General features: G+C 58.2%; 15 protein-coding genes. 2 read left to right on the plus strand and 13 right to left on the minus strand.

What is annotated here, in order from left to right:
* Positions 1 to 10 precede the first annotated feature (10 nt).
* Together metA and BQ9843_RS08070 are read right to left on the minus strand one after the other, a co-directional pair.
* Positions 11 to 931, minus strand: coding sequence for a homoserine O-acetyltransferase MetA (gene metA, locus BQ9843_RS08065; protein WP_075844609.1), 921 nt, complete (start codon positions 929 to 931; stop codon positions 11 to 13).
* A 128-nt stretch (positions 932 to 1,059) separates the two neighbouring features.
* Positions 1,060 to 1,617, minus strand: coding sequence for a hypothetical protein (locus BQ9843_RS08070; protein WP_143327651.1), 558 nt, complete (start codon positions 1,615 to 1,617; stop codon positions 1,060 to 1,062).
* 52 nt (positions 1,618 to 1,669) lie between these two features.
* Between BQ9843_RS08070 and BQ9843_RS08075 the strand changes: the two genes are divergently transcribed.
* Positions 1,670 to 2,623, plus strand: coding sequence for an L-lactate dehydrogenase (locus BQ9843_RS08075; protein WP_075844611.1), 954 nt, complete (start codon positions 1,670 to 1,672; stop codon positions 2,621 to 2,623).
* A 159-nt stretch (positions 2,624 to 2,782) separates the two neighbouring features.
* On the opposite strand, the gene BQ9843_RS08080 is transcribed toward BQ9843_RS08075, so the two are convergent.
* The 10 genes from BQ9843_RS08080 to BQ9843_RS08125 all read right to left on the minus strand — a co-directional run bounded on the left by BQ9843_RS08080 (position 2,783) and on the right by BQ9843_RS08125 (position 16,590).
* Positions 2,783 to 3,766, minus strand: coding sequence for a hypothetical protein (locus BQ9843_RS08080; RefSeq protein ID WP_075844612.1), 984 nt, complete (start codon positions 3,764 to 3,766; stop codon positions 2,783 to 2,785).
* 468 nt (positions 3,767 to 4,234) lie between these two features.
* Positions 4,235 to 5,347 (minus strand): Gfo/Idh/MocA family protein, encoded by a 1,113-nt coding sequence (locus tag BQ9843_RS08085; RefSeq protein ID WP_083648023.1) that lies wholly within the window; start codon positions 5,345 to 5,347, stop codon positions 4,235 to 4,237.
* Between the two features lie 73 nt (positions 5,348 to 5,420).
* Positions 5,421 to 7,433, minus strand: coding sequence for a RecQ family ATP-dependent DNA helicase (locus BQ9843_RS08090; RefSeq protein ID WP_075844613.1), 2,013 nt, complete (start codon positions 7,431 to 7,433; stop codon positions 5,421 to 5,423).
* 39 nt (positions 7,434 to 7,472) lie between these two features.
* Entirely contained in the window at positions 7,473 to 8,498 is a 1,026-nt protein-coding gene (locus BQ9843_RS08095; protein WP_075844614.1) for a threonine aldolase family protein, read from the minus strand.
* 131 nt (positions 8,499 to 8,629) lie between these two features.
* Complete coding sequence (gene mfd, locus BQ9843_RS08100; RefSeq protein WP_075844615.1) at positions 8,630 to 12,274, minus strand: transcription-repair coupling factor; 3,645 nt, start codon at positions 12,272 to 12,274, stop codon at positions 8,630 to 8,632.
* An 81-nt stretch (positions 12,275 to 12,355) separates the two neighbouring features.
* Positions 12,356 to 13,012, minus strand: coding sequence for an endonuclease III (nth, locus tag BQ9843_RS08105; RefSeq protein ID WP_022386821.1), 657 nt, complete (start codon positions 13,010 to 13,012; stop codon positions 12,356 to 12,358).
* On the minus strand, positions 13,012 to 14,424 hold the full coding sequence (gene rmuC / locus BQ9843_RS08110; protein ID WP_075844616.1) for a DNA recombination protein RmuC: 1,413 nt from the start codon (positions 14,422 to 14,424) through the stop codon (positions 13,012 to 13,014). The genes nth and rmuC overlap by 1 nt, the downstream gene beginning before the upstream one ends.
* A 56-nt stretch (positions 14,425 to 14,480) precedes the next feature.
* Positions 14,481 to 15,029: a hypothetical protein gene (locus tag BQ9843_RS08115; RefSeq protein WP_075844617.1), complete on the minus strand. Its 549-nt coding sequence runs from the start codon at positions 15,027 to 15,029 to the stop codon at positions 14,481 to 14,483.
* A gap of 135 nt (positions 15,030 to 15,164) precedes the next feature.
* Complete coding sequence (locus BQ9843_RS08120; protein ID WP_075844618.1) at positions 15,165 to 16,058, minus strand: HhH-GPD family protein; 894 nt, start codon at positions 16,056 to 16,058, stop codon at positions 15,165 to 15,167.
* 43 nt (positions 16,059 to 16,101) lie between these two features.
* Entirely contained in the window at positions 16,102 to 16,590 is a 489-nt protein-coding gene (locus BQ9843_RS08125; RefSeq protein WP_040221320.1) for an RrF2 family transcriptional regulator, read from the minus strand.
* A gap of 479 nt (positions 16,591 to 17,069) precedes the next feature.
* Here BQ9843_RS08125 and istA point away from each other — a divergent pair, with 479 nt between their 5' ends.
* Positions 17,070 to 17,765 carry an IS21 family transposase gene (gene istA / locus BQ9843_RS08130; protein ID WP_195906644.1) on the plus strand — a complete coding sequence of 232 codons (696 nt, stop codon included), beginning with the start codon at positions 17,070 to 17,072 and terminating at the stop codon, positions 17,763 to 17,765.
* A gap of 180 nt (positions 17,766 to 17,945) precedes the next feature.
* Here the strand turns inward: istA and BQ9843_RS08135 are convergent, their stop codons facing one another.
* Positions 17,946 to 20,540, minus strand: coding sequence for a DNA topoisomerase I (locus tag BQ9843_RS08135; protein WP_075844722.1), 2,595 nt, complete (start codon positions 20,538 to 20,540; stop codon positions 17,946 to 17,948).
* Positions 20,541 to 20,726: the final 186 nt, after the last annotated feature.

The following is a 20,726-nucleotide window of genomic DNA, read 5'->3' on the forward strand; positions in this document are numbered from 1 at the left end:
GCTTGGGAACTTACTCGCCTACCTTTTCCAGATCGTAAGGGGTAGTTTGGTAGACATAGTAGTTCAGCCAGTTGGTGTAGAAGAGCTGGGCTTGGGAGCGCCAGATGTTCAGGGGAGCGCGGGTGGGATCGTCGTCCGGGAAGTAGTTCACTGGAATCTCGGGATTAATGCCACGCTTGACGTCGCGTTCGTACTCGAGCTTAAGGGTATCTGTATCGTACTCGGGATGGCCAAACACGAAGAAGCGACGGCTGTCGACCGACTTCACGATGTAGAGGCCCACTTCGTCCGACACGGCAACGATTTCAAGATCGTCCACAGCCTCAACGTCTTCGATTTTCACATCGGTATTACGCGAGTGCACAGCATAGAATCGATCGTCAAAACCCCTCACGAGCGGGCTTTTTGGCTTAAGCAAACGATGCTCAAAAACGCCCGACGCCTTTTTTGGCAGACGATACTTCTGAATACCGTAGTGGTAATACAAGCCCGCCTGCGCGCCCCAGCAGATATGCAGCGTGGAATGCACATGCGTGCTCGACCAATCCATGATGCGGCAAAGCTCTTCCCAATAATCCACCTCTTCGAACTCCATGAGCTCAACAGGGGCCCCGGTAATAATCAGACCGTCATAATGCTCGTTTTCGATGTCCTCAAAGGTGCGGTAAAACGTCTCCAAATGCCCCGCCGACACATGCGTTGCCTCGTGGCTCTTGGTGCGCAGCAGGTCTACCTGAATTTGCAGCGGCGTATTGGAAAGCTTGCGCATGAGCTGCGTCTCGGTAGCGATCTTGGTGGGCATGAGATTCAAAATCAGCACGCGCAAAGGACGAATGTCCTGGTGGAGAGCACGAAACTCCGTCATGACAAAAATGTTCTCGCCCTCGAGGATCTCGGTTGCGGGCAGAGCATCAGGAATTCGAATCGGCACGACGCATACACTCCTTCACTCACACGCTTAACGACACGTTCGGCATTGGTTTTGATTGTACCGTGGCATGTATGCCGCGCACCCCAACGTGTCAAATAAAACTCGAGAACGCCGCGTGTGCCTAACGCCTAAAAGGCGGGAAGGCCACCTGTGTCGCCATGGAGCTCGAAGGCAAGAATACGATCCGTGAGCCGCTCGAGTGTCTGCGTCGTATCGGGGCGTGCGCTCATCTTCTCAATCAAGCCGCTATGCAATAGATCGGTGAAGCCCGCATCATGCGCGTGATAGCACCCATTCAAGACAAAGGCCACATGGCGATAATCCGGACCGCACACCGCCACCAGCGTGTTTCCGTACAGACGCTTAGCACGCTCTGGCTCGACGCCAATCTTCACATACCAAGAAGGCACATCGCACACGCCTTGCTCGGCAAAGAAGCGTTTGATCTCGCCACAGCCCGCAAGCGGATAGGCCGGAATATCCCAACCCTGCTTGCGCGCAAAATGGTAAATGTAGTGTGAGGCGTCTCCCACCTCGATATGGCCCTCCATGATCGTGGCCAAGACACGCGCGGCACAGGCCGCGTCTATGCGCACGGAGCCGCCCATGATGAGCTGCGCCAAGCCCTCAACTGTTACATTATGTGCACGCGGGCCGTACATCGTGCAATCACCGCTCTCCCCCATTGCCATAGAACTACAATGAGCAAACTATTCGCTCGCAGAAAGGCTTACCACTATGGCATCAACACGTAAAGTTGGCATCATCGGTTTGGGACACGTTGGCGCGCACGTCGCCAACAGCTTGCTTCTGCAGGGCTTGGCCGATGAACTCTATCTTTGCGACGTCAAGGCGCAAAAGGTCCTGTCCGAAACCCAGGACCTGCACGACTCCCTCACTTTTGTTCCCTTCAACACAAAGATCGTCAATGTAGGCGACAGGTACGAGGAGCTCGCCTCGTGCGACATCATCGTTAACGCCGCAGGCAACGTGGCCATGGCCGCAGGCAACCGTGACGGCGAGCTGTTCTGCACCACCGACTCTGCCCGCTCCTTCGCCAACCGCGTTGTCGATGCCGGATTCAATGGCATCTGGGTATCCATCGCAAACCCCTGTGACGTAGTGTGCACGACCATCTGGCACCTGACCAACTATGACCCCAAGAAGATTATCGGCTCGGGTTGCGGCCTGGATTCCGCGCGCTTGCATTCCGAGATTTCCAAGAAATGCGGCATCAGCCCCAAGTCCATCGATGCTTATATGATTGGCGAGCACGGCTTTAGCCAGATTGCCGCCTGGAAGGCCGCGACCATCGCCGGCAAGCCGCTTTCTGAGCTTGCGTGCGAATATCCCGAGCAATATGGCTTTGACCAGGCAGAAGTCGAGGAACTTGCACGCAAGGGCGGCTATGTGACCTATGAGGGCAAGGGCTGCACCGAGTACGCCGTGGCCAATTCCGCTGCGCGCGTCTGCGCTGCCGTGCTGCACAACGAGCACGCCGTACTTTCCGCATCCACCCTCATGTGCGGCCAGTATGGCGAAGAGGGCATCTTCACGTCGCTCCCCTGCGTAATTGGTGCCGAGGGCATCGAGCAGGTCTACACTCTCGACCTCTCCGATGCCGAGCTCGAAGGCTTCCATAAGAGCTGCCAGCACATCCGTGATAACATCGCCCAGCTTGCCTGGTGGTAAACAGGCGCCGGCCCTTCGTTGCTGCCATTCCGCCTCGTTGGCGCTCCTCAAAAAGCTAAATGAAGCAGAAAATCCCATTTAGAAGCCGCAACAGCAGCTCTAAATGGGATTTTCTGCTTCATTTGGAAAGCAATCTAGATTCCGGAACGGCAGGCCGCCCTATCGCACTCCGGGGCCGATGCGAGGAATTCCAAAAGCCTCGAGCAAAGACTCCATATAGCCCGGCTCAAATATCTGGCGGACGAGAACGCGCATGACGGGCATGCCCAGAGCCGTAAGCCGAGATTCCCTTTGGCGCTCTTCAACAAGAACATCCTGAGTCGTTTTACCCTTCAGGCAATCGGCATCCTTGTACTTTCTCGCGCCATCGACCTCGCCGATTACGCATCTGCCGTCATCGAGCTCCCACAGCATGTCGACGCGATACACATGACCCTGGTTTAACGGATCGGGCAACTCGGCCTGAAGCATTATCGGAGGCATAAATCCCAGCTCAATAATTATGCCGCGAACCATCGATTCGCCACCATTTTCAGATTCTCCATCAGCATGGGCAAAGGCTGCGCGAGCACGCCCGATACCACGGCGTCGATATCCCTCGCGCTGCGCGTATTCAAGCAGGTCTTCTCGCGATATGAGCAGATATCTCAGCGCGCTGTCAATCGTAGGCAGCGCAAGGTGGACAGGGGCATCGAGAGCAGACTCCAGAAGCGTTTGGCAAAGCCCCGTAACGTTTGCCTCTCCTTCCAAATGGACATCAGTCGGTGCGAGACGCGATACCCAAAGATGCTTAGAGCGGCGTCGATACGAGGCATTGGGCGCGCATATTCGAATCGGATTGAGGCGGCTGTATGGAACCCATAGTCCATACATAAGTGCCGCGGAAAAAGACGTGAAGACCCATTCGGGGTGTAGTTCCGCGAGCGTTTTGACGACACGAGTCGCAACCAAACGGCGATATTCCTGTGCCGACCAGCAAGAACGTTCAAAAAGACCCGGATACGGGCTATACACTTCTTTTGCCTCGACGCGACGCAAGAGAGCCTTTTCCACACTGCGCGAATTCGGGTACAGGCAGCGCCGCCTCTCCTCAGACTCTTTAAAGAGCCTTTCAAGCTCTTCGCCACATGCGGTGTGCTTCATATGGCCTCCCCCCATTGCAGCAAAGCTAACAAGAAGGGTGTCCTTTTGTTAGGCGTGTCAATCTCCTCCGCAATCTAACAGGGCAGGTCAGACGCAATATTTCCTCGTGAAACGAAGAGAGAGATCAGCAAACGGTCAATTTACGCCGCGAGTGGCATCTCCAACAAACCAAACTGCCCAGTTATCAACAAAAGCGTCGGGCAGCGATGACAGGTTTTCAACAGTCGCACGCCAGCTCTGCACCGCCCCCGATGCCCTCAGGCAGCCAACTGCAAGCCCGTCCCCCACCCCGGCGGCAATCTCAAATCCTAAATGAAGCAAAAAATCCCATTTAGAAGCGCGACAACGGTTCTAAATGGGATTTATTGCTTCATTTGGGAAAGGGGCTGGGTGCGAGAAGCGCCTGCGACTGGGTGCGAGAAGCGCCTGCGGCCGCGCGCGGTCGCAGGCATGCCCAACAGGCGAGACTTACTCTCCAGCCACACGACAACCGGCAGCAGCTGCCAGCTCGGCCTCCTCCGGGTAGTAGATGCGCCAGGTGCGACGCAACTGCGTCATCAGATCCATGACGTCGGCCGCAAAGACGATCATCGCGTCTTCCACGCGGTCCCCGGCAACGGCTTTCTCGAGGTCGGCCACCTCGTAGGCAAGAGCGTATGCCTCCTCACCCACATGAACCTCCTCGCGCTCGCCCGTCGCCGTCCATACGATAGTGGCACGGTCAGCACGCGGGTAGTCCATGACCTCGATATAGCAATTCTCAAACGAGAGCACGGCGCGCTTGGGCTGCTTGGAATGGAGCGTAAGGGAGATCACGGCCATCTGCATATCGGGGTTGCGCATCACGATGCCGCTCGTCACGTCTACGCCGGTATTGCAAGCGTTGGCGATGGAGACAACATCCTCGGGCTGCGAAAGCATAAACATGCGCGCCATGGTAAGGGCGTACACGCCAATGTCGAGCATCGCGCCGCCAGCCAGGCGTGGATTGTAAAAACGATTCTCCGGATCAAAATCCTTATAGCTGCCAAAGCTCACCTGGGCAATGCTCATGTTGCCGAACTCGTCCTTCTCGGCACGGCGGATAAGCTCGCGGTAGAGCGGCATATGAAGGATGGTCGTGGCATCGATAAGCTGCACGCCGTGCTCGTCGGCAATCGCGCGCGCTTCGTTGAGCTCCTCCGAATTGAGGGTAATCGCCTTCTCGCACAGTACGTGCTTGCCGGCAGAAAGTGCGGCGCGCAGATAGTGGATGTGCGTATTGTGCGGCGTGGTGATATACACCGCGTCGATAGTGGGATCGGCACAAAGCTCCTCGAGCGTATCGTACACGCGGGCCACATCGTACTTCTCGGCAAAAGCGACCGCCTTCTCGTGTGTGCGGTTGTAGATGCCGGCAAGTTTGCGGCCAGCGAGCTCGAGCGTTGAAGCCATCTGGTTGGCAATCACGCCGCAACCGATAACAGCCCACGTAAGCTGGGGAGCCGTGAAGATATCATCGGGAAACGGCTTGCCCTCAACCGAAGCGAAGGCGGCGCGGGCTGCCTCGGCGGCATCACGCGGTGCAGACTGTTGAGACATACAAGCTCCTCAATATGCTGGGGGATAGATTTATCCGTCATATTGTACGGACATCGAAGCGGCAGAACAAACACTATTCGCGTGCGTGCAACTCTTCGAAAGCGGCGATTTCTGCCATGAAGCGCTCGCCAAAACTCTCGGCCTTTTTCTCGCCGATACCCGACACCTCGAGCAGCTCATCGAATGAATGGGGGCGTTGGCGACACAGGGCGCGCAGCGTTTTATCGGGAAACACCACATAGCTGGGAACCTGCATCTCCTGCGCCAGCTCCGTGCGAAGTGCCCTCAGGCGCTCGAAGAGCTCCACATCGTCGCCCACGCGCGGCACGCTCCTGGCGTCTGATTCCTCGCGCAGCAAATCGACCGCGCGACGCGCCCGCGAGCCGCGGCTCTTCTTTGCCGCCCGCTTCACGGTAAACGTAAACGCGCCGGTATCGGCAGCGAGGCCTCCATCCGCATCCACAACCTCCACCGCACGGGACCCCAAAAGCAGCGTGGGATATTGCCCTTGTGAGCTTGCCAGATACCCGCGCCCGCACAGCTGGTCGATCAGATTGCGAATGCGTCCGGCCGACTCTGCCGCCAAGCTGCCATAGCCTGCAGCCTCGTCCAGATGCAGCTCAAAGATACGCTGCGTCTTTCCACCATGCAGCACATCGGCCACAAGCGACTTCCCAAAGCGCCCGGGTCGTGCAGCGACAAACGCCATAACAGCGCGAGCAGCCTCGGTCATGTCCTCGACCTCGTACTCCGTCAGGCAATTGCCGCAGTTTCCGCAACCGGTCCCTGTTTCGGCCGCATGTGCCAGCACCTCGGCAGCAGCGTCCTCGTCGCCAAAGTAGCGCAGCATATACTCGCGCAAACAACCGGTTGTCTTGCAATAGCCCTCCATCTGGGCGATAAGCCTAAAGCGATTCTGCCGCGCACGCAGGCGCTGCTCTTCATCGAGTTGCTCGTCATCGGGCTCCTGCTCGGCAAAGAAACGACGCAAGCGCAGATCGTTGCCGTTCCAAAGCAAAAAGCAGCTCGCAGGGTCGCCGTCGCGACCGGCACGCCCAGCCTCCTGATAGTAAGCCTCGATGCTCTCGGGCGCGTTATTGTGGATGACATAGCGCACGTTGGGCTTGTCGATACCCATGCCAAAGGCGTTGGTGGCGACCATCACACGCACGTCGTCGCGCACAAATGCCTGCTGGTTTTGCGTTCGAGACTCCATGCCCATACCGGCATGGTAGCTCGCAATGCGCATATCGAGCCCCTGTTTTTCCACCGCATCTTGCAATGTTAACGTCAGCTCGTCCACGCTCTTGCGCGTGGCACAGTAGACGATTCCCGCTTCGTCGGGATGTTCTGTCACATACCGACAAATCCACGATGCCTTCTGGCGCTCGGGCATCTCCTGCACCTCAAACGATAAATTGGGCCGGTCAAAACCCGTCACCACAACCTGCGGTGCATGCAAGCACAGCATCTGCTGGATATCCATACGCACACGCTCGGTTGCCGTAGCGGTAAACGCCGCGACCACGGGACGTTGTGGCAGCGCCTCGATAAACTGAGCGATCTGAAGATACGCCGGCCTAAAATCCTGCCCCCACTGACTCACGCAGTGAGCCTCGTCCACTGCCAAAAGCGGAATGCCCATACCACCTGGCTGCGCCGCGGCCTGGGCAAATGCAATAAAGCGCGGGTCCGCCAGACGTTCGGGCGCCACGAACATAAGCTGATAGGCACCGTCGGCCGCTCGTTTGAGCACAGTATTTTGCTGAGGAATGGAAAGCGATGAGTTGAGGTAGCTCGGATGCGCACCGGCAGCAAGCAGCGCCCGCGTCTGGTCTTCCATAAGCGAGATAAGCGGGCTCACCACCAAGGTAAGACCCGATCCCATGAGCGCAGGCACTTGGTAGCAAATGGACTTACCCGCACCTGTGGGCATCACGGCAAGAACGTCGCGCCGGGCAAGGATCGAAGAGATAACGCGCTCCTGGCCCGGCCTAAACGACTCATAGCCAAAATATCGCCCAAGCGTAGCATGAGCCTGGTCAAGGGCGGCGGATGGCGAGCCCCCGTTTGCTATCGAAAACATCTGTGACACCTAAACTCGTCTCCGATACCAAACGGTGCCCTACAGCGCGGCGGCCAGGGCATCAAGGTCCTCCTGCGTTGTTGCCCAGCTGGTAGCCAATCGCACAACCACATGGTCCTCATCATAGGTATCCCAAAAGCTCAGGCAAATCTGCTTGCCCAAGCGCTCATACTCGCCCTTTTCCAAAATGATGAACTGCTGATTGGTGGGAGACTCCAAGAACCAGCGTGCGCCGCGCTCGTGCAGCAGGGCGCGCAAACGTCCTGCCATATCGATAGCATTACGCGCAATGCGCACATAGGTACCATCCGTAAACAGCGCCTCGAACTGCACGCCCAGAAGGCGGCCCTTAGCCAAAAGTGCACCATGCTGCTTGATGCGCGGAATCGGGTGCGCGGGAGCATTGCCCGAGGGAAAGACTACCGCCTCGCCGCATAATGCCCCCACCTTGGTTCCGCCGATATAAAAGACATCGCACAGCTGGGCGAGCTGCGGCAGGGTGATATCGCATTCGGGGGATGCCAGGGCATAGCCCAAACGCGCACCATCCACAAAAAGCGGAATCTCGTGCTTCTGGCAGACCTCGTAGATTGCCGCCAGCTCATCACGGGAATAGAGTGTGCCAAGCTCCGTCGGGAAGGAAATATATGCCGCTCCCGGGAAGACCATGTGCTCATGATTGTCATCTGCATAGAACAGATCGATCAGCTGTTCCAGCTCATCGGCGTGCATCTTGCCCTCATGCCCAGGAACCGTCAGCACCTTATGACCGCCAAATTCAATAGCCCCCGCCTCATGGCAGGCAACGTGCCCCGTGGCCGCGGCGACCACGCCCTCATAAGGAGCAAGCAGCATGTCGAGCACAACTTGGTTGGTCTGCGTGCCGCCTGCAAGGAGAAACACGTCGGCATCCGGCGCCTCGCAAGCCTGACGAATCAGCTCCTTGGCGCGAGCGCAATGGGGGTCTTCACCGTAACCGGTCATTGCCTCCATGTTGGTATCGACCAAAGCTGCCAAAACCTCCGGGCAAGCGCCAAAGGAATAATCGTTCTCAAACGTAACCAAAAGATGCTCCTTCTTCTCGGTCTGCGGTAGATCGTCAGACGCATTACCGCAGCGGTTATTCAAACATAAACGAACACCGGGGCATGGCAAACAACTCGACGCATCGCCATATCCCGGCGCCATAGCTTACGCTAATCGTCGTCGCCGCTCGCTCCCAACTGGCACAAAACGGCAAGTGCTGCAGCAACGGGCCCCCGCTCGTCATCGGCGTTGAGACCGCGCCCCACGCCCGAACCGGCACCAGCTCCCGTGCGATAGGGAATCGACAGCTTGCGGGAACGGGGGAACGCCACCGCCCCCAGGCGATCTTTAAGATCGAACGCCACGTTCTTGGGTACGTCCACGCCCAAAAACGTCAAGCGTCCACCGCTGAGCGTCACGCTTTCCAGCCCCAAGCGCTCTGCGCGAATGCGGATGCGAGCACGGTCAAACAGGTTGAGGCCCGCCTGCGGCAGCTCGCCGTGAGCAGCCTCGGTCTCCTCCTGCAGCCGGTCCACGCTCTCCAGATCATCCGCCGCGGCAAGCTTACGATATGCGAGCACGCGCTCATCCACACGCGGCAGGTACTCTTCGTCCAAGAAGAAGTCCGCCGGGATGTTGATGGCAACACCCGCTGCCTCAACGGTCTCGGAATCGTCCCCGCGTGCCTCGGCAACAGCCTGGCCCAGCATCTGCGTGAACAGGTCAAAGCCCACGCTCGACAAGTTGCCGTGCTGCTCGGCCCCCACAAGTGAACCAGCGCCGCGGATCTCCAGGTCGCGCATGGCAATGCGCATGCCGCTGCCCAGATCTTGGAACTCCGAAAGCGCTGTCAGACGCGCCGTCGCCTCCTCGGTAAGCGGCGTCTCACCCGGGAACATAAAGTACGCGTACGCCTGCGTGGCAGAGCGGCCCACGCGACCCTTGAGCTGATAAAGCTGAGCCAAACCCAGGCGCTGCGAATCCTCGATAATCAACGTGTTGGCATGAGCGTTGTCGATACCCGACTCCACGATGGTCGTGGCGATGAGCACGTCGATTCTTTTCTCGGCAAACTCAACCATCACGTCTTCCACCTCGCGCGGGCTCATCTTGCCGTGCGCCACGCCCACGCGTGCCTCGGGCGCAGCCTCATGTACGCGCTCGACCGCATCGTCGATAGTCTTCACGCGGTTGGACACGTAGTACACCTGGCCTCCGCGGCCCACCTCCAGACGAATGGCGGCACTCACTACGTCGGGGTCGTACTCGCCCACATGCACGATCACCGAGCGTCGTCCCGTAGGCGGCGTGGTGATAAGGCTCATGTCGCGCACGCCCGAGATAGCCATCTGCATGGTACGCGGAATAGGCGTTGCCGAAAGCGTGAGGACATCGATCTGCTCGCGCAAGTTCTTGAGCTGCTCCTTATGCTGCACGCCAAAACGCTGCTCCTCGTCGATGATCACCAGCCCCAAATTGTGGGGGTTCACATCGGCGGAAAGCAGGCGATGCGTTCCGATGAGCACATCGACCTTTCCTTCGGCAAAAGCCGCAAGCGCGCGTTTTTGCTGCCCCGGCGTCCTAAAGCGCGAAAGCACATCCACTTCCACGCCAAAGGGGGCAAAGCGCTCAAAGAACGTCTGGAAATGCTGCTGCGCCAAAATGGTCGTGGGACACAGCACCATCACCTGGCGCCCAGAATCCACGCACTTGAAGGCAGCACGCAGGGCAACTTCGGTCTTGCCAAAACCCACGTCGCCACAGAGCAGGCGGTCCATGGGCTTTGCCGCCTCCATGTCTGCCTTGATATCGGCGATGGCGTCGAGCTGATCATGCGTCTCCTCGTACGGAAAGCTCTCCTCCATCTCGATCTGCTCGGGCGTATCGGGCGGGCACGCAACGCCGGCAATGGAGGAGCGGCGCGTATAAAGATCCACCAGATCGAATGCAAGCTTCTTGGCGCTTTTACGTGCCTTGCCCGTAGCACGGCTCCAATCGGCAGTGTTCAAGCGCGTCAAGCGCGGCTTGTCGCCGTCAGGGCCAACATAGCGCGTGATGCGGTCCACTTGCTCAAGCGGCACGTAGAGTTTGTCGCCATCAGCGTATTCAAGCAGGAAATAATCGCGCTCGCGACCTCCCACCTCCTGGCGGACAATTTGAGCAAACAGCGCGATGCCGTGCGTCGCGTGGACCACGTAATCGCCCGGCTTGAAGGGGAACGTGACCTCGGTGATATCCACGCGACGACGCGTGCGTCCACGCTTGGCATCCATGCGAGCATTCAGATCGGCGATGGAGAAAACGGCCAGATGGGCGTCGGGAATCACGCATCCCTGCTGAATGGGCGCATCCACAAAGGTCACGCGACCGCGCGTGAGCGTGGGGACCGTGTAGGAGGCGCCTTCTTCAAGACCGCGGGCGTTCAGTGAGTCGGCAGTGCGGCGAGAGACGGCAGGCTCGTGCACGCCCGCGCCCCGGCGCTCGCCGGCGGCAATGCGCTCGGACGAATCGGCTGCAAGCACATGCACGCTCGTCTTTCCTGCTACAACGCCAGCGTTTTCGGGAGCAGCCGTAAGCGACTCCTCAAACGGAATAGATTCGTCGGTAAAGCTGAGCTCCATGGATTCACGCGCACCGCGATCGGGAATGGCGAAGACGACCGCGCAGCGATTGTTCACCACTTCTTGGACACGCGAAAGAAAACGCGTATCCGAACCGGCGATAGCAGGCTGCTCGATCTTGAGTTCGGCCGTCACGGCACCGCCGGCGCGGATGAGCGAAACGTAGTTCAAACGCTGCTGATGACCAAAGTCGAGCTGCTGAGCGCGCACGTAGAGCCCGTCGAGCTTTGATACGCCCGCCTCGCCTGCACGACGCTCCAAGTCCTCATAGGCTCGGATGCAATCGTCAAAAAGCGAGCGAGGCTCGGAAAGAACCACCAGGGTATCGTCGCTCACATGGGCAAGCGGACTCACCGTCGACTCGTAGAACAAGGGCAAGAAGCGCTCGAGCTCGGGCGTGACGATACGCGCCTGAACCATCTCCAGGAGCGCAGCGAGCTCGGTATCGCTTTTCGCTGGCGCGTACAGCGCCGAGGTGATGCGATGAACGGCATCGTCGGTAAGCGCAAGCTCGCGACAGGGATAAATCTCGACCGCATCGGCGTCGCCGATCGTCTGACCAGTCGACGCAACCATATGGCGAATACGGTCGAGCTCGTCGCCAAAGAACTCCATGCGCACGGGCGACGAGGCCTGCGCGGGATAGACGTCCACGGTATCGCCGTGCACGTGAAAATAGCCAGGTTCGGGTGCCGCATCGGCAGACGTGTAGCCCATGGACACAAGACGCGCGGGCACCTCCTCAAAAGGAATCTCGTCGCCCACGGTAAAGGTCGCGGACTCCCAATAGCCGCTCTCGCGCGGGGGTACGCAGCGCAGCAGGGCACGAGCCGAAGTCACAAGCACGCATGCCTCGCCACGAGCGATACGCCCAAGCGCAGCACAACGCGTGGCCACCGCAACGTCGTCTGGCTTTTGGTCTTTCCAGGGGTAATCCGTGCGCTCGGGGAAGCGAGCCACGTGCTCGCGGCCCAGATAGGCCATGAGCGCTCGTGCTGCGCGATCAGCTGCCTCCTCGCCAGACACCACATACACACAGGGACGAGGATGGCGAGCGAACTGCGAAGCCAGCACAAGAGTGCGCGCCGAGAGCGACACGGCAAGCGTCGCATCCTGACCGTCCGTCAACGCCTGCTCGATGACCTGCAAGCCTTCGGCAGTATGAAGTTGTGCAGCTATGCGATGAATGAGCATCGATCATTCCTTACGTTCAAAACAAAACAACGGATCTGGCCATTGCGCACAAGACGTCACAAATAAGCCTACCCGCACAAATCAGTTACAGGAGGGGCAAAGATCTGCCAGCGGGCACTCCGCACATTTGGGGGAACGGGCAGAGCAAATCTCGCGGCCAAACGATATCCACTGGTGATTGACCGATTCCCAATACTCATGCGGCAAAATCTTGAGCAAATCTTGCTCGGTTTTGAGCGGCTCCTTCTCGTGTGTCTTGGGCGAGAGCGCCAGCCGATGCGCGATGCGATTCACGTGCGTATCCACCGCAATGCCTTCCACAATGCCAAAGCCCACATTGAGGACGATATTTGCCGTCTTGCGCCCCACACCAGGCAGCTTTTGCAACTCGCGCATGGTCGACGGCACCTCACCGCCATAATCGGCCACAATCATCCTTGCGGCCTCCACGCAGTGCTTGGCCTTGGTCTTGTAAAAGCCCAGCGACTTGATTACATCCATCACATCGGCAACGCTGGCACCCGCCATCTCATAGGGTGTGGGCCAGCGACGGAAAAGCTCTGGAGTTACCTTGTTCACCTGGGCATCTGTTGTCTGCGCAGAAAGCAGCACCGAGATAACCAGACGAAACGGATTTTGATGATCCAAGAAGCACTCAACCGGACCGTACCTTCGGTTCAGGCGCTCACACACCTCGATGGCGCGTTCGCGACGCGAAGCATTGGTTTCGCGCGGCATCAGTCAACACCTCCTCGCACATCGGAACCAGAAGAGACGGCATCGAGATGCGCGGTAGCAGCAGCACCAACCGCCGCGCCCTCGACCGAATCGTCCCCCGGCACTTCAGGCAGTGCCGAGGTCACCCCCAACAGGCGCTCAGCCTCCTCCGCATCTTCCATCGTGCCGATGGAGCCGAGCTTGCGCTCAATCACATTGGTGCGCGTGGTGATGATCGAATCGACCGTGCGGCCCGCCGTATCTATCTGGCGACGCGCCAAGCGCAACGCATCCTGATAGCGCGGCAACTCCGCCTTGACCGCAGAAAGAACCCTCAGCACATCGTCGGTCTGCTTTTGCAGACGAAAAGTCTGGTAGCTCATCTGCAAGCTGTTGAGCAGCGCAGCCATGGTGCTGGGCCCGGCTACGTTCACATGGTAGTCGCGCGAGAGCAACTCGATAAGACCCGGTCTGTTGACGACCTCGGCATAGAGGCCCTCAAACGGCAAGAACATGATGCCAAAATTCGTGGTCTCGGGCACCGAAAGGTATTTTTCGCAGATGTCTTTGGCCTCCGATTTAATACGAGCATCCAAGATGCGACGCGCCGCCGCCACGGCATCGGCGTCGCTTGCATCCATGGCCTCGCGCAGATGCTCGTAAGCATCGCCTGGAAACTTCGAATCGATAGGCAGCAAGATGGGGTCACCCGCCTCCACAGGCAACTTGACGGCAAACTCGACACGCTCGGTTGAACCGGGCTTGGTGGCAACGTTCTCAACGTACTGCTCGGGTGCCAAAATCTGGGAGAGAATCGCCCCCAGCTGAACCTCACCCAAAATTCCGCGCGTCTTGACATTGCCGAGTACGCGCTTAAGGTCGCCCACGCCCGCAGCGATGCTCTGCATATCGCCCAGACCTTTATAGACGGCCTCGAGCTGCTCGCTTACCTGCTTAAACGAAGCCGCGAGGCGGTCGTTGAGTGTGCGCGAGAGCTTTTCGTCCACCGTCTGACGCATCTGCTCCAGCTGCCGCTCATTATCCTGGCGAATGGCTGCCAGCCGCTGCTCGACCGATGCCCGCACCGCCTCGAGACGCACTTCGGTTGCCTCACGCGTCTGGCCCATCTGCTGTGACACTTCGCGGCGCAAGGCGTCCGTCTGTGTCGAAGCCCGCTGGAATGCGCGCACAAGCGATTCGAAGCGCTGCTGCTCTGCAGCCGAGAATGCCGCCTGTGTCTGGGTCTGTGTGCGCAACTCGAGACGAGCGTCGCGCAGGGCATCCTCGAGGCGCACCAAGATATCGAGTTCCTCGTCCACATGCTCCGCAAGACCAGCATCACGGCTATTGCGCCTCATAGCTACCGCCGTCAGCACAGAGGCGACAGCCGCAACGCACGCCGCAACCGTGCAGCAAACCAATAAGATATTCAATCCAACCGCCTTACCTGCGATTTTTTACCGGGTTCATTATAGGGTATCGCCAGGCATCAACTGGAAAACATCGCGATGATCAAACCGCCGTACGCTTGCATCTTGGCAAAAAGCTCGCCCATAAGCAAAGTGAGCTCCTGGGGAGACGCACCATTGAGAATGCACGTCAATGCATACGACCCCACAAAAGCAGCAAAAAGCAAAATGGGCACCAGGACCACAACAAGGAGAGAACGCGCCACCGCAGCCCCTCGACGACGTCGCGTGCGTTGACGATCAAACTTCAGCTGCTCGGCATACGATTCTTGAGCGATCGAATACGGCTCCTCAGATACTCCCTCGCACCGCTTGCGTCCAAGTCCTCGAATTGAATCCCTCAGTGACCCTTTTGCCGAAGGGGAACCTGCCGGCTTCGCCGAGTTCGGTGCCGGAGCGGATGCGAATAATCTTTGGTCAAGTAGCAATCGATCCATCTGCGACGTGTCCTCGGCGCTACCGACAACGCCCGCGCCCTCCGACATGCTGCGCAGGTGCTTCAGCTGTTCTCGCTGTTCGCGCAGCAACCGAAGCTGTTCCTGCTGAGGAGTCTCGATAAACAAGCTCATATTGGCCTCCCTTACGGAAGGGCATGTACGAAGGATTGTCAGCACCATCATGCGAGCGATGCTATGCGCGGTCAAGCAGTATTTAGGCGGACGGCACGCTTAGCAAGTATCGCCTGGCAAATTCGCCGAGCACATCTAGTGCGCCACAAAATATCGGTCAACATCCGAGCGCTTCTGGCAAAAGCCCTCGCGCGCAAGGTCTTCCAAAATCGACTGAGCTACATCAGGCGCAACCGCAGGGCGTCCCGCGCAGGCTTCCATCTTGTCCAGAGCGGCTCGCGCCTCGCCCGCATTCAAACCGCCCTCGCCCGCCTCAAGCAAACAGCGGACAAGAGCCGCGCGCTTCTGGCGGCGCGAACCCTCAAAAGCAGACTGCCTTGAATACGAAGCAGAACGACGCGAAGGGTTGGGAATCGTCTTTTTAAGATATGCGCCGTAATCGAGCATCGCATAATACCAGGTGCGCGGCGTATCTCGCTCGTCTTCGGGCAGGGCAAAGCGCCCCTCGGGCACCTGTGGGCCAGGACACGTAGCCTCTACAATACCCACCAGCTCCTTGTCGGGCACCGCCGGAACATCGGGAAAAAAGTGATGCAGAATCACTGTGCGCACATTGGTCTCGAGATACACACCGGGCAAATCAAACGCAAAGGAGCGGATACCTTGCGCCGTCGCCGGGCCCACCCCCGGAAGTTCACACAAAGCAGAGGCGTCACGCGGAAACTCGCCATCAAATCGCTCCATGATATACATCGCCGCCTTATGCAGCGCAAGCGCACGACGGTTGTATCCCATACCCTGCCAAGCAGCCAAAACATCGGCAACGGGCGCTTGAGCCAAGGCCCCAACAGTGGGAAAGCGCTCGAGCCACGCAGACCATCGATCGCAAACGCGCACCACCTGCGTTTGCTGCAGCATCACCTCAGAAAGCCAGATGCCGTATGGATCGCGCGTGCGGCGCCACGGAAGGTCGCGATACAAACGGACCCCTTCCGATCGCACAAGCTTACGAAAGGGGTCTGCATTCATCTGTATCTGCTCCTAATCCGCGCGGAAAAGAAGCAAGCATCGCCTATGCGAGGCGACGGCACTTTTCGGCGCACGAAACGTACTCGGCAAACGATTCGCGGTTGGCAAACTTGGCATCCACTGCCGGAGCAAGCGTGCCCTGAACCACGTCGGCAAGCGTCACAGAATCAAGGTAATCGACCATAAGAGCCTGAGCGCCCATCCAAACGGAATGATAGCAGCAAGAATTCATGCGCGGGCATTCGGCACCGTTGGCAGTGCAATCATTCATAACCATGGGACCCTGAACGGCCTCGACGATCTGCCTGATTGTGACATCATTGGGGTCCGCCTTGAGACGCATGCCGCCATGCACGCCGCGCAGACTTTCCACGATGCCCGCCTGCACCAGGCCATGCTGGATGGATCGAGCAAACGAATAGGGCACGTCTACCTGCTCTGCAGCAGCCCTAACCGACAAGAGATTGTTTTCGCCATCCGCAAGCATCGCGAGCATGCGAAGAGCGTAGTCGGTCTTTCGAGAGATATCCATCCCCCACCCCTTAATATTTCGATTCCGTCAAAGGATAGCCTCACCAAAAGGCCGAAATAACCGCATGACGTGCGTATCTTGTAAATTACTATACCTCTCTATCAAAATTATTTGTATCTTAAAAACTAGACAAGTTTGCAAACGGTCAAAAATGGAATAAACAGCAACGTATGCGTTGGGTTCATTAAATAGTTATATGATGCTTTATCTTGAAATGAATCCAAGGTCAAGGCATTAATTTTTCACTATTTACCGCATTTTGATAGGGTGTTCGAGATCGTCAATACTGCTTGTGCTTAGTGAAGGAGTTGTGTGTTTTTGATAGCTTTTATTTTTAGGAAATCACGAGATAAAAGTTTCGGGTTTCACGACGATTGTTTCGCCTCATAAGCAAAGGCGCCGACCACCTCCAACGGATGGCCTAACTTAGTCATTGCTTCGGTAATCGACTCAAGGAGGCCGGAAAGGAAATGATCGGCATGTCAACTATTCTAGCAATCAAGCAGCGCGCTGCCCGTGGCGACAGCGTCGCCCAGATAGCCAGGGAGGAGGGAATCTCCGAGCCCACGGTGCGCAAATACCGCGACATGGACGACTTCTCCCCTCAGGTCAAGCCCAGGAAGAGGCGCGGTTCGAAGCTTGACCCGTTCAAGGCGACGATAGATCGTTGGCTTGCGGAGGACAGGAAGCGGCGCCCCAAGCAGCGACACACGGCCCAGCGGGTATTCGACCGGCTCGTCGCGGAATGCGGCTACGACGGCAGCTACACAATCGTCCAGGCCTACGTCAAGAAGCGCAAAGCCGAGCTCAAAGGCGCCAAAGACGAGTTCCTCAACCTCGAATGGGCGCCCGGCGAGGGGCAGGTCGACTTCGGCGTGTGCGACTTCAGGGTGCTGGGCGTCATGCGCGAGGTGCACTACCTGGTGGTCACCTTCCCGTTCTCCAACGTGTCGCTGGCGCAATGCTTCTGGGGCGAGACGTCGGAATGCGTCTGCGAGGGCCTGAAGGCCGTGTTCGAGTTCTGCGGGGGCGTGCCCACCCGGTTGGTGTTTGACAACGCCACGGGCGTCGGCAGAAGGGTCGGCCAGGTTGTCAGCACCGCCGACACGTTCACGCGCTTCGCCGCCCACTACGGGTTCGACTTCTCCTTCTGCAACCCCAACNTTGTGAAATGAATGTCCCATAATCGACGCAAATAACCTGTTCCAAAAGAACGAATTGGTACGTGATAACACGGTGTGGGGGCTATTAAACTGACTCAAAAGAGAAAGGGCCGCGCTTGGAACGCAGCCCTGCACGTTTGGAAGTGTCCATGCCACGCAACCCGCAAATGGCATCCTTGGCATGTTGGGATATTACTCGGCCGACTTCTTTGTCGTCGACTTCTTTGCAGCCGTTTTCTTGGCCGTCGACTTCTTTGTAGCCGCCTTCTTTGCAGTCGTTTTCTTAGCCGTCGTCTTCTTGGCTGCAGAGGTCTTCGACCCGGCGGCGCCGCGTCCGCGAGATGTTGTTTTCTTTTCCTTGCTGGGGCATTCCATATTCACGCAGATGCGCCATGGACCACGCGCTGTCTCGACCACCACAATGGGGGCGCCGCACTCCGGGCAGGTCTCACCCGTTGCCTGCAGCTTACCGCGCGCCGGCAACGGATAGCTCACCTGGCATTCTTCGTAATTTGTGCAGCGAATAAAGCGCTTGCCGCTTCTCTCGGACTTATGGGCGATTAAATCGCCATGGCGTCCCGCCTCGGCACACACCTTGCACTCGCCCACCTTGAGGTCGGGCTCAAAATTGGTGGGGCATTTGGGGTTCACGCACTGCTCATATGCCTTGCTGCGGAACGGCTGACACTTGATGCGCGGTGCCCCGCACTCGGGGCACACGCCGGCCTCGCCCTCCAGCGGGCTCACCTTGACGCCCGAAGGGACAGGATAAGTCACATCGCAATCCGGCCAGCCCATGCAGCCAATAAAGCTGCCACGCGTCTTGGCGCTCGTCTTCATGACCAGATCCTTGCCGCACTTGGGACACTCGCCTACCTTTGCGTCGGCGGTCACAGCGTCGGAGATGGCCTCCCCCAGGTCATCTTTATGCTCAATCAACGCATCGAGCATGCCTGCGAGCAGAGCGCGCGAATGGTCAACCACGTGCTCCTGCGTGTCCTTGCCCTCTGCCACGCGCGTCATATCCGCATCCAGCTCGGCAGTCATCTCGGGCGTGGTAATACGCGGAGCAAACTCGTGCAGGGCGTCGATGATAGCCATGCCCAGCTGGCTTGGCTCGATGGGGTCGTTTTTAAGATAGCGAACGGTATAGAGACGCTCGATGATGCTTGCGCGCGTAGACTTGGTGCCCAGGCCGCGCTTCTCCATCTCCTGCACGAGCTTGCCTTGGCTATAGCGCGCGGGCGGCTCGGTCTGCTTCGCCTCAAGCTTGATGTCGTGTACATCGATAACGTCGCCTTGCACCAGCGCCGGAAGTTGCTCATCACGCTTGAGGCCATACGGATACGCCTCACGAAAACCCGGATCTACCAGCACGTCACCGGTCGCCGTGAACGGCTCGCCCGCAACGTCGATAGAAAGCTTGGTGTTCTCGATGGTTGCAGGGCCCATAAGCGTAGCCAGGAAACGGCGTGCGATAAGGTTATAGAGCTTCTTCTGGCCGCCATCGAGGGTCTCGGGGTCGCCCTGACCGGTAGGATGAATGGGCGGATGGTCGGTGGTCTCGGTCTTGCCGCGCGTGGGCTTCATGGGACCGGCGAGGACCTTTTTGCATACGGGGGCAAGCGCCGGCGAACCCGACGACAGCCCTTTGACGATACCCTCGAGATCGAGTGAGCGCGGGTAAACCGTGTTGTCGACACGGGGATACGAAATAAAACCGCTCATATAGAGGGACTCGGCAATGCGCATGGTACGTGCAGGCGAAATGCCCTCTGCAGCAGCGGCGGCCTGGAGGGACGTGGTGTTAAACGGCACGGGGGGCTGCTGCTTGCGCGAGCGCTTGGACACCTCGACGATCGTGCCCGTCGTCGCATGCTCAACATGGGAAAAAGCATCTTCTGCCGCAGCCTTATCGGTAAAACGCGGCGTCTTATGCGAAATCTTAAACTCAGACTCGGCCGTAGCGCCCATACCGCGGATCTGCCAATAATCCTCGGGCATAAATGCCCTGCGCTCGCGCTCGCGCTCGACAACCAATGCCAAGGTAGGCGTCTGCACACGGCCGGCAGAACGAACATTGCCAAAACCGCCAAACTTGGCAAGAGTCAGGTAGCGCGTAAGCACCGCGCCCCAGATCAGGTCGATATACTGTCGGCTCTCGCCGGCATCGGCCAAATTCTCGTCAAGCTCAACAAGGTTATCGAACGCAGCCGTGACCTCAGCCTTAATGAGTGCAGAGTAGCGCGCACGCGAAGCGGGCACATCGGGGGCCACCTCGCGTACCATGCTAAGGGCATCGGCACCGATAAGCTCGCCCTCACGGTCAAAATCGGTAGCGATAATCACGGAATCGGACTTCTTGGCAAGATTCTTGAGCACACGGATGATCTCGCGCTCTGCGGGATTCTTAATAATGGGAGACCATGTAAGGTACGGGAGGCTCTCTACCTTCCAACCCTTGATGTTGATTCCGTTGGGCAAAAAAGGACGACGCTTGCTCTCGTAAGGCGGGCGCGCCAGGCCATCGGGCACATCGGCAGGCAGAACCTCGCCGTCTTCGGTCAGCGAGTACCAACCTTGTTTCTCGTCGAACAGAATCTCATCGGGAAAATCGGGAGCCAAAATATGGCCCGCCAGGCCCATAGAGACCCACTCTTCGCCATCCACCGTAAAACGATAGACCGCGGTGTTGTACACCTTGTCGTTTTTAGGCTTGCCGGCATCGCTCAGCAGCTGAGCGATCTTCTGTGCGGCGATATTCTTCTCGGCGATTACGAGCTTCACAAGCATGCTCCTGAAATCGGTAGGCTTTCAAGCGGTACAGTATACAGGTTTAAAGAATATTTGCGCAGGTACCCGTGCTCATGACACACAAAAGCACGGGTTCCCTTCAAATGGACGCCACAAATGGCATCGCACATCAGGAAACCCGTGCCGGTATTCGTAGGGCTATTAAGCGGTTGGAGTGCG

Source organism: Collinsella bouchesdurhonensis, from assembly GCF_900155365.1.
Lineage (GTDB): Bacteria > Actinomycetota > Coriobacteriia > Coriobacteriales > Coriobacteriaceae > Collinsella > Collinsella bouchesdurhonensis.

What these genes read in the sequence shown, in the direction of transcription:
- BQ9843_RS08090 (WP_075844613.1), bottom strand. Translation starts at nt 7,433, where the DNA reads ATGTTTTCGATAGCAAACGGGGGCTCGCCATCCGCCGCCCTTGACCAG.
- BQ9843_RS08080 (WP_075844612.1), bottom strand. Translation starts at nt 3,766, where the DNA reads ATGAAGCACACCGCATGTGGCGAAGAGCTTGAAAGGCTCTTTAAAGAG.
- BQ9843_RS08075 (WP_075844611.1), top strand. Translation starts at nt 1,670, where the DNA reads ATGGCATCAACACGTAAAGTTGGCATCATCGGTTTGGGACACGTTGGC.
- mfd (WP_075844615.1), bottom strand. Translation starts at nt 12,274, where the DNA reads ATGCTCATTCATCGCATAGCTGCACAACTTCATACTGCCGAAGGCTTG.
- nth (WP_022386821.1), bottom strand. Translation starts at nt 13,012, where the DNA reads ATGCCGCGCGAAACCAATGCTTCGCGTCGCGAACGCGCCATCGAGGTG.
- BQ9843_RS08125 (WP_040221320.1), bottom strand. Translation starts at nt 16,590, where the DNA reads ATGGATATCTCTCGAAAGACCGACTACGCTCTTCGCATGCTCGCGATG.
- BQ9843_RS08085 (WP_083648023.1), bottom strand. Translation starts at nt 5,347, where the DNA reads ATGTCTCAACAGTCTGCACCGCGTGATGCCGCCGAGGCAGCCCGCGCC.
- BQ9843_RS08120 (WP_075844618.1), bottom strand. Translation starts at nt 16,058, where the DNA reads ATGAATGCAGACCCCTTTCGTAAGCTTGTGCGATCGGAAGGGGTCCGT.
- BQ9843_RS08070 (WP_143327651.1), bottom strand. Translation starts at nt 1,617, where the DNA reads ATGGGGGAGAGCGGTGATTGCACGATGTACGGCCCGCGTGCACATAAT.
- BQ9843_RS08115 (WP_075844617.1), bottom strand. Translation starts at nt 15,029, where the DNA reads ATGAGCTTGTTTATCGAGACTCCTCAGCAGGAACAGCTTCGGTTGCTG.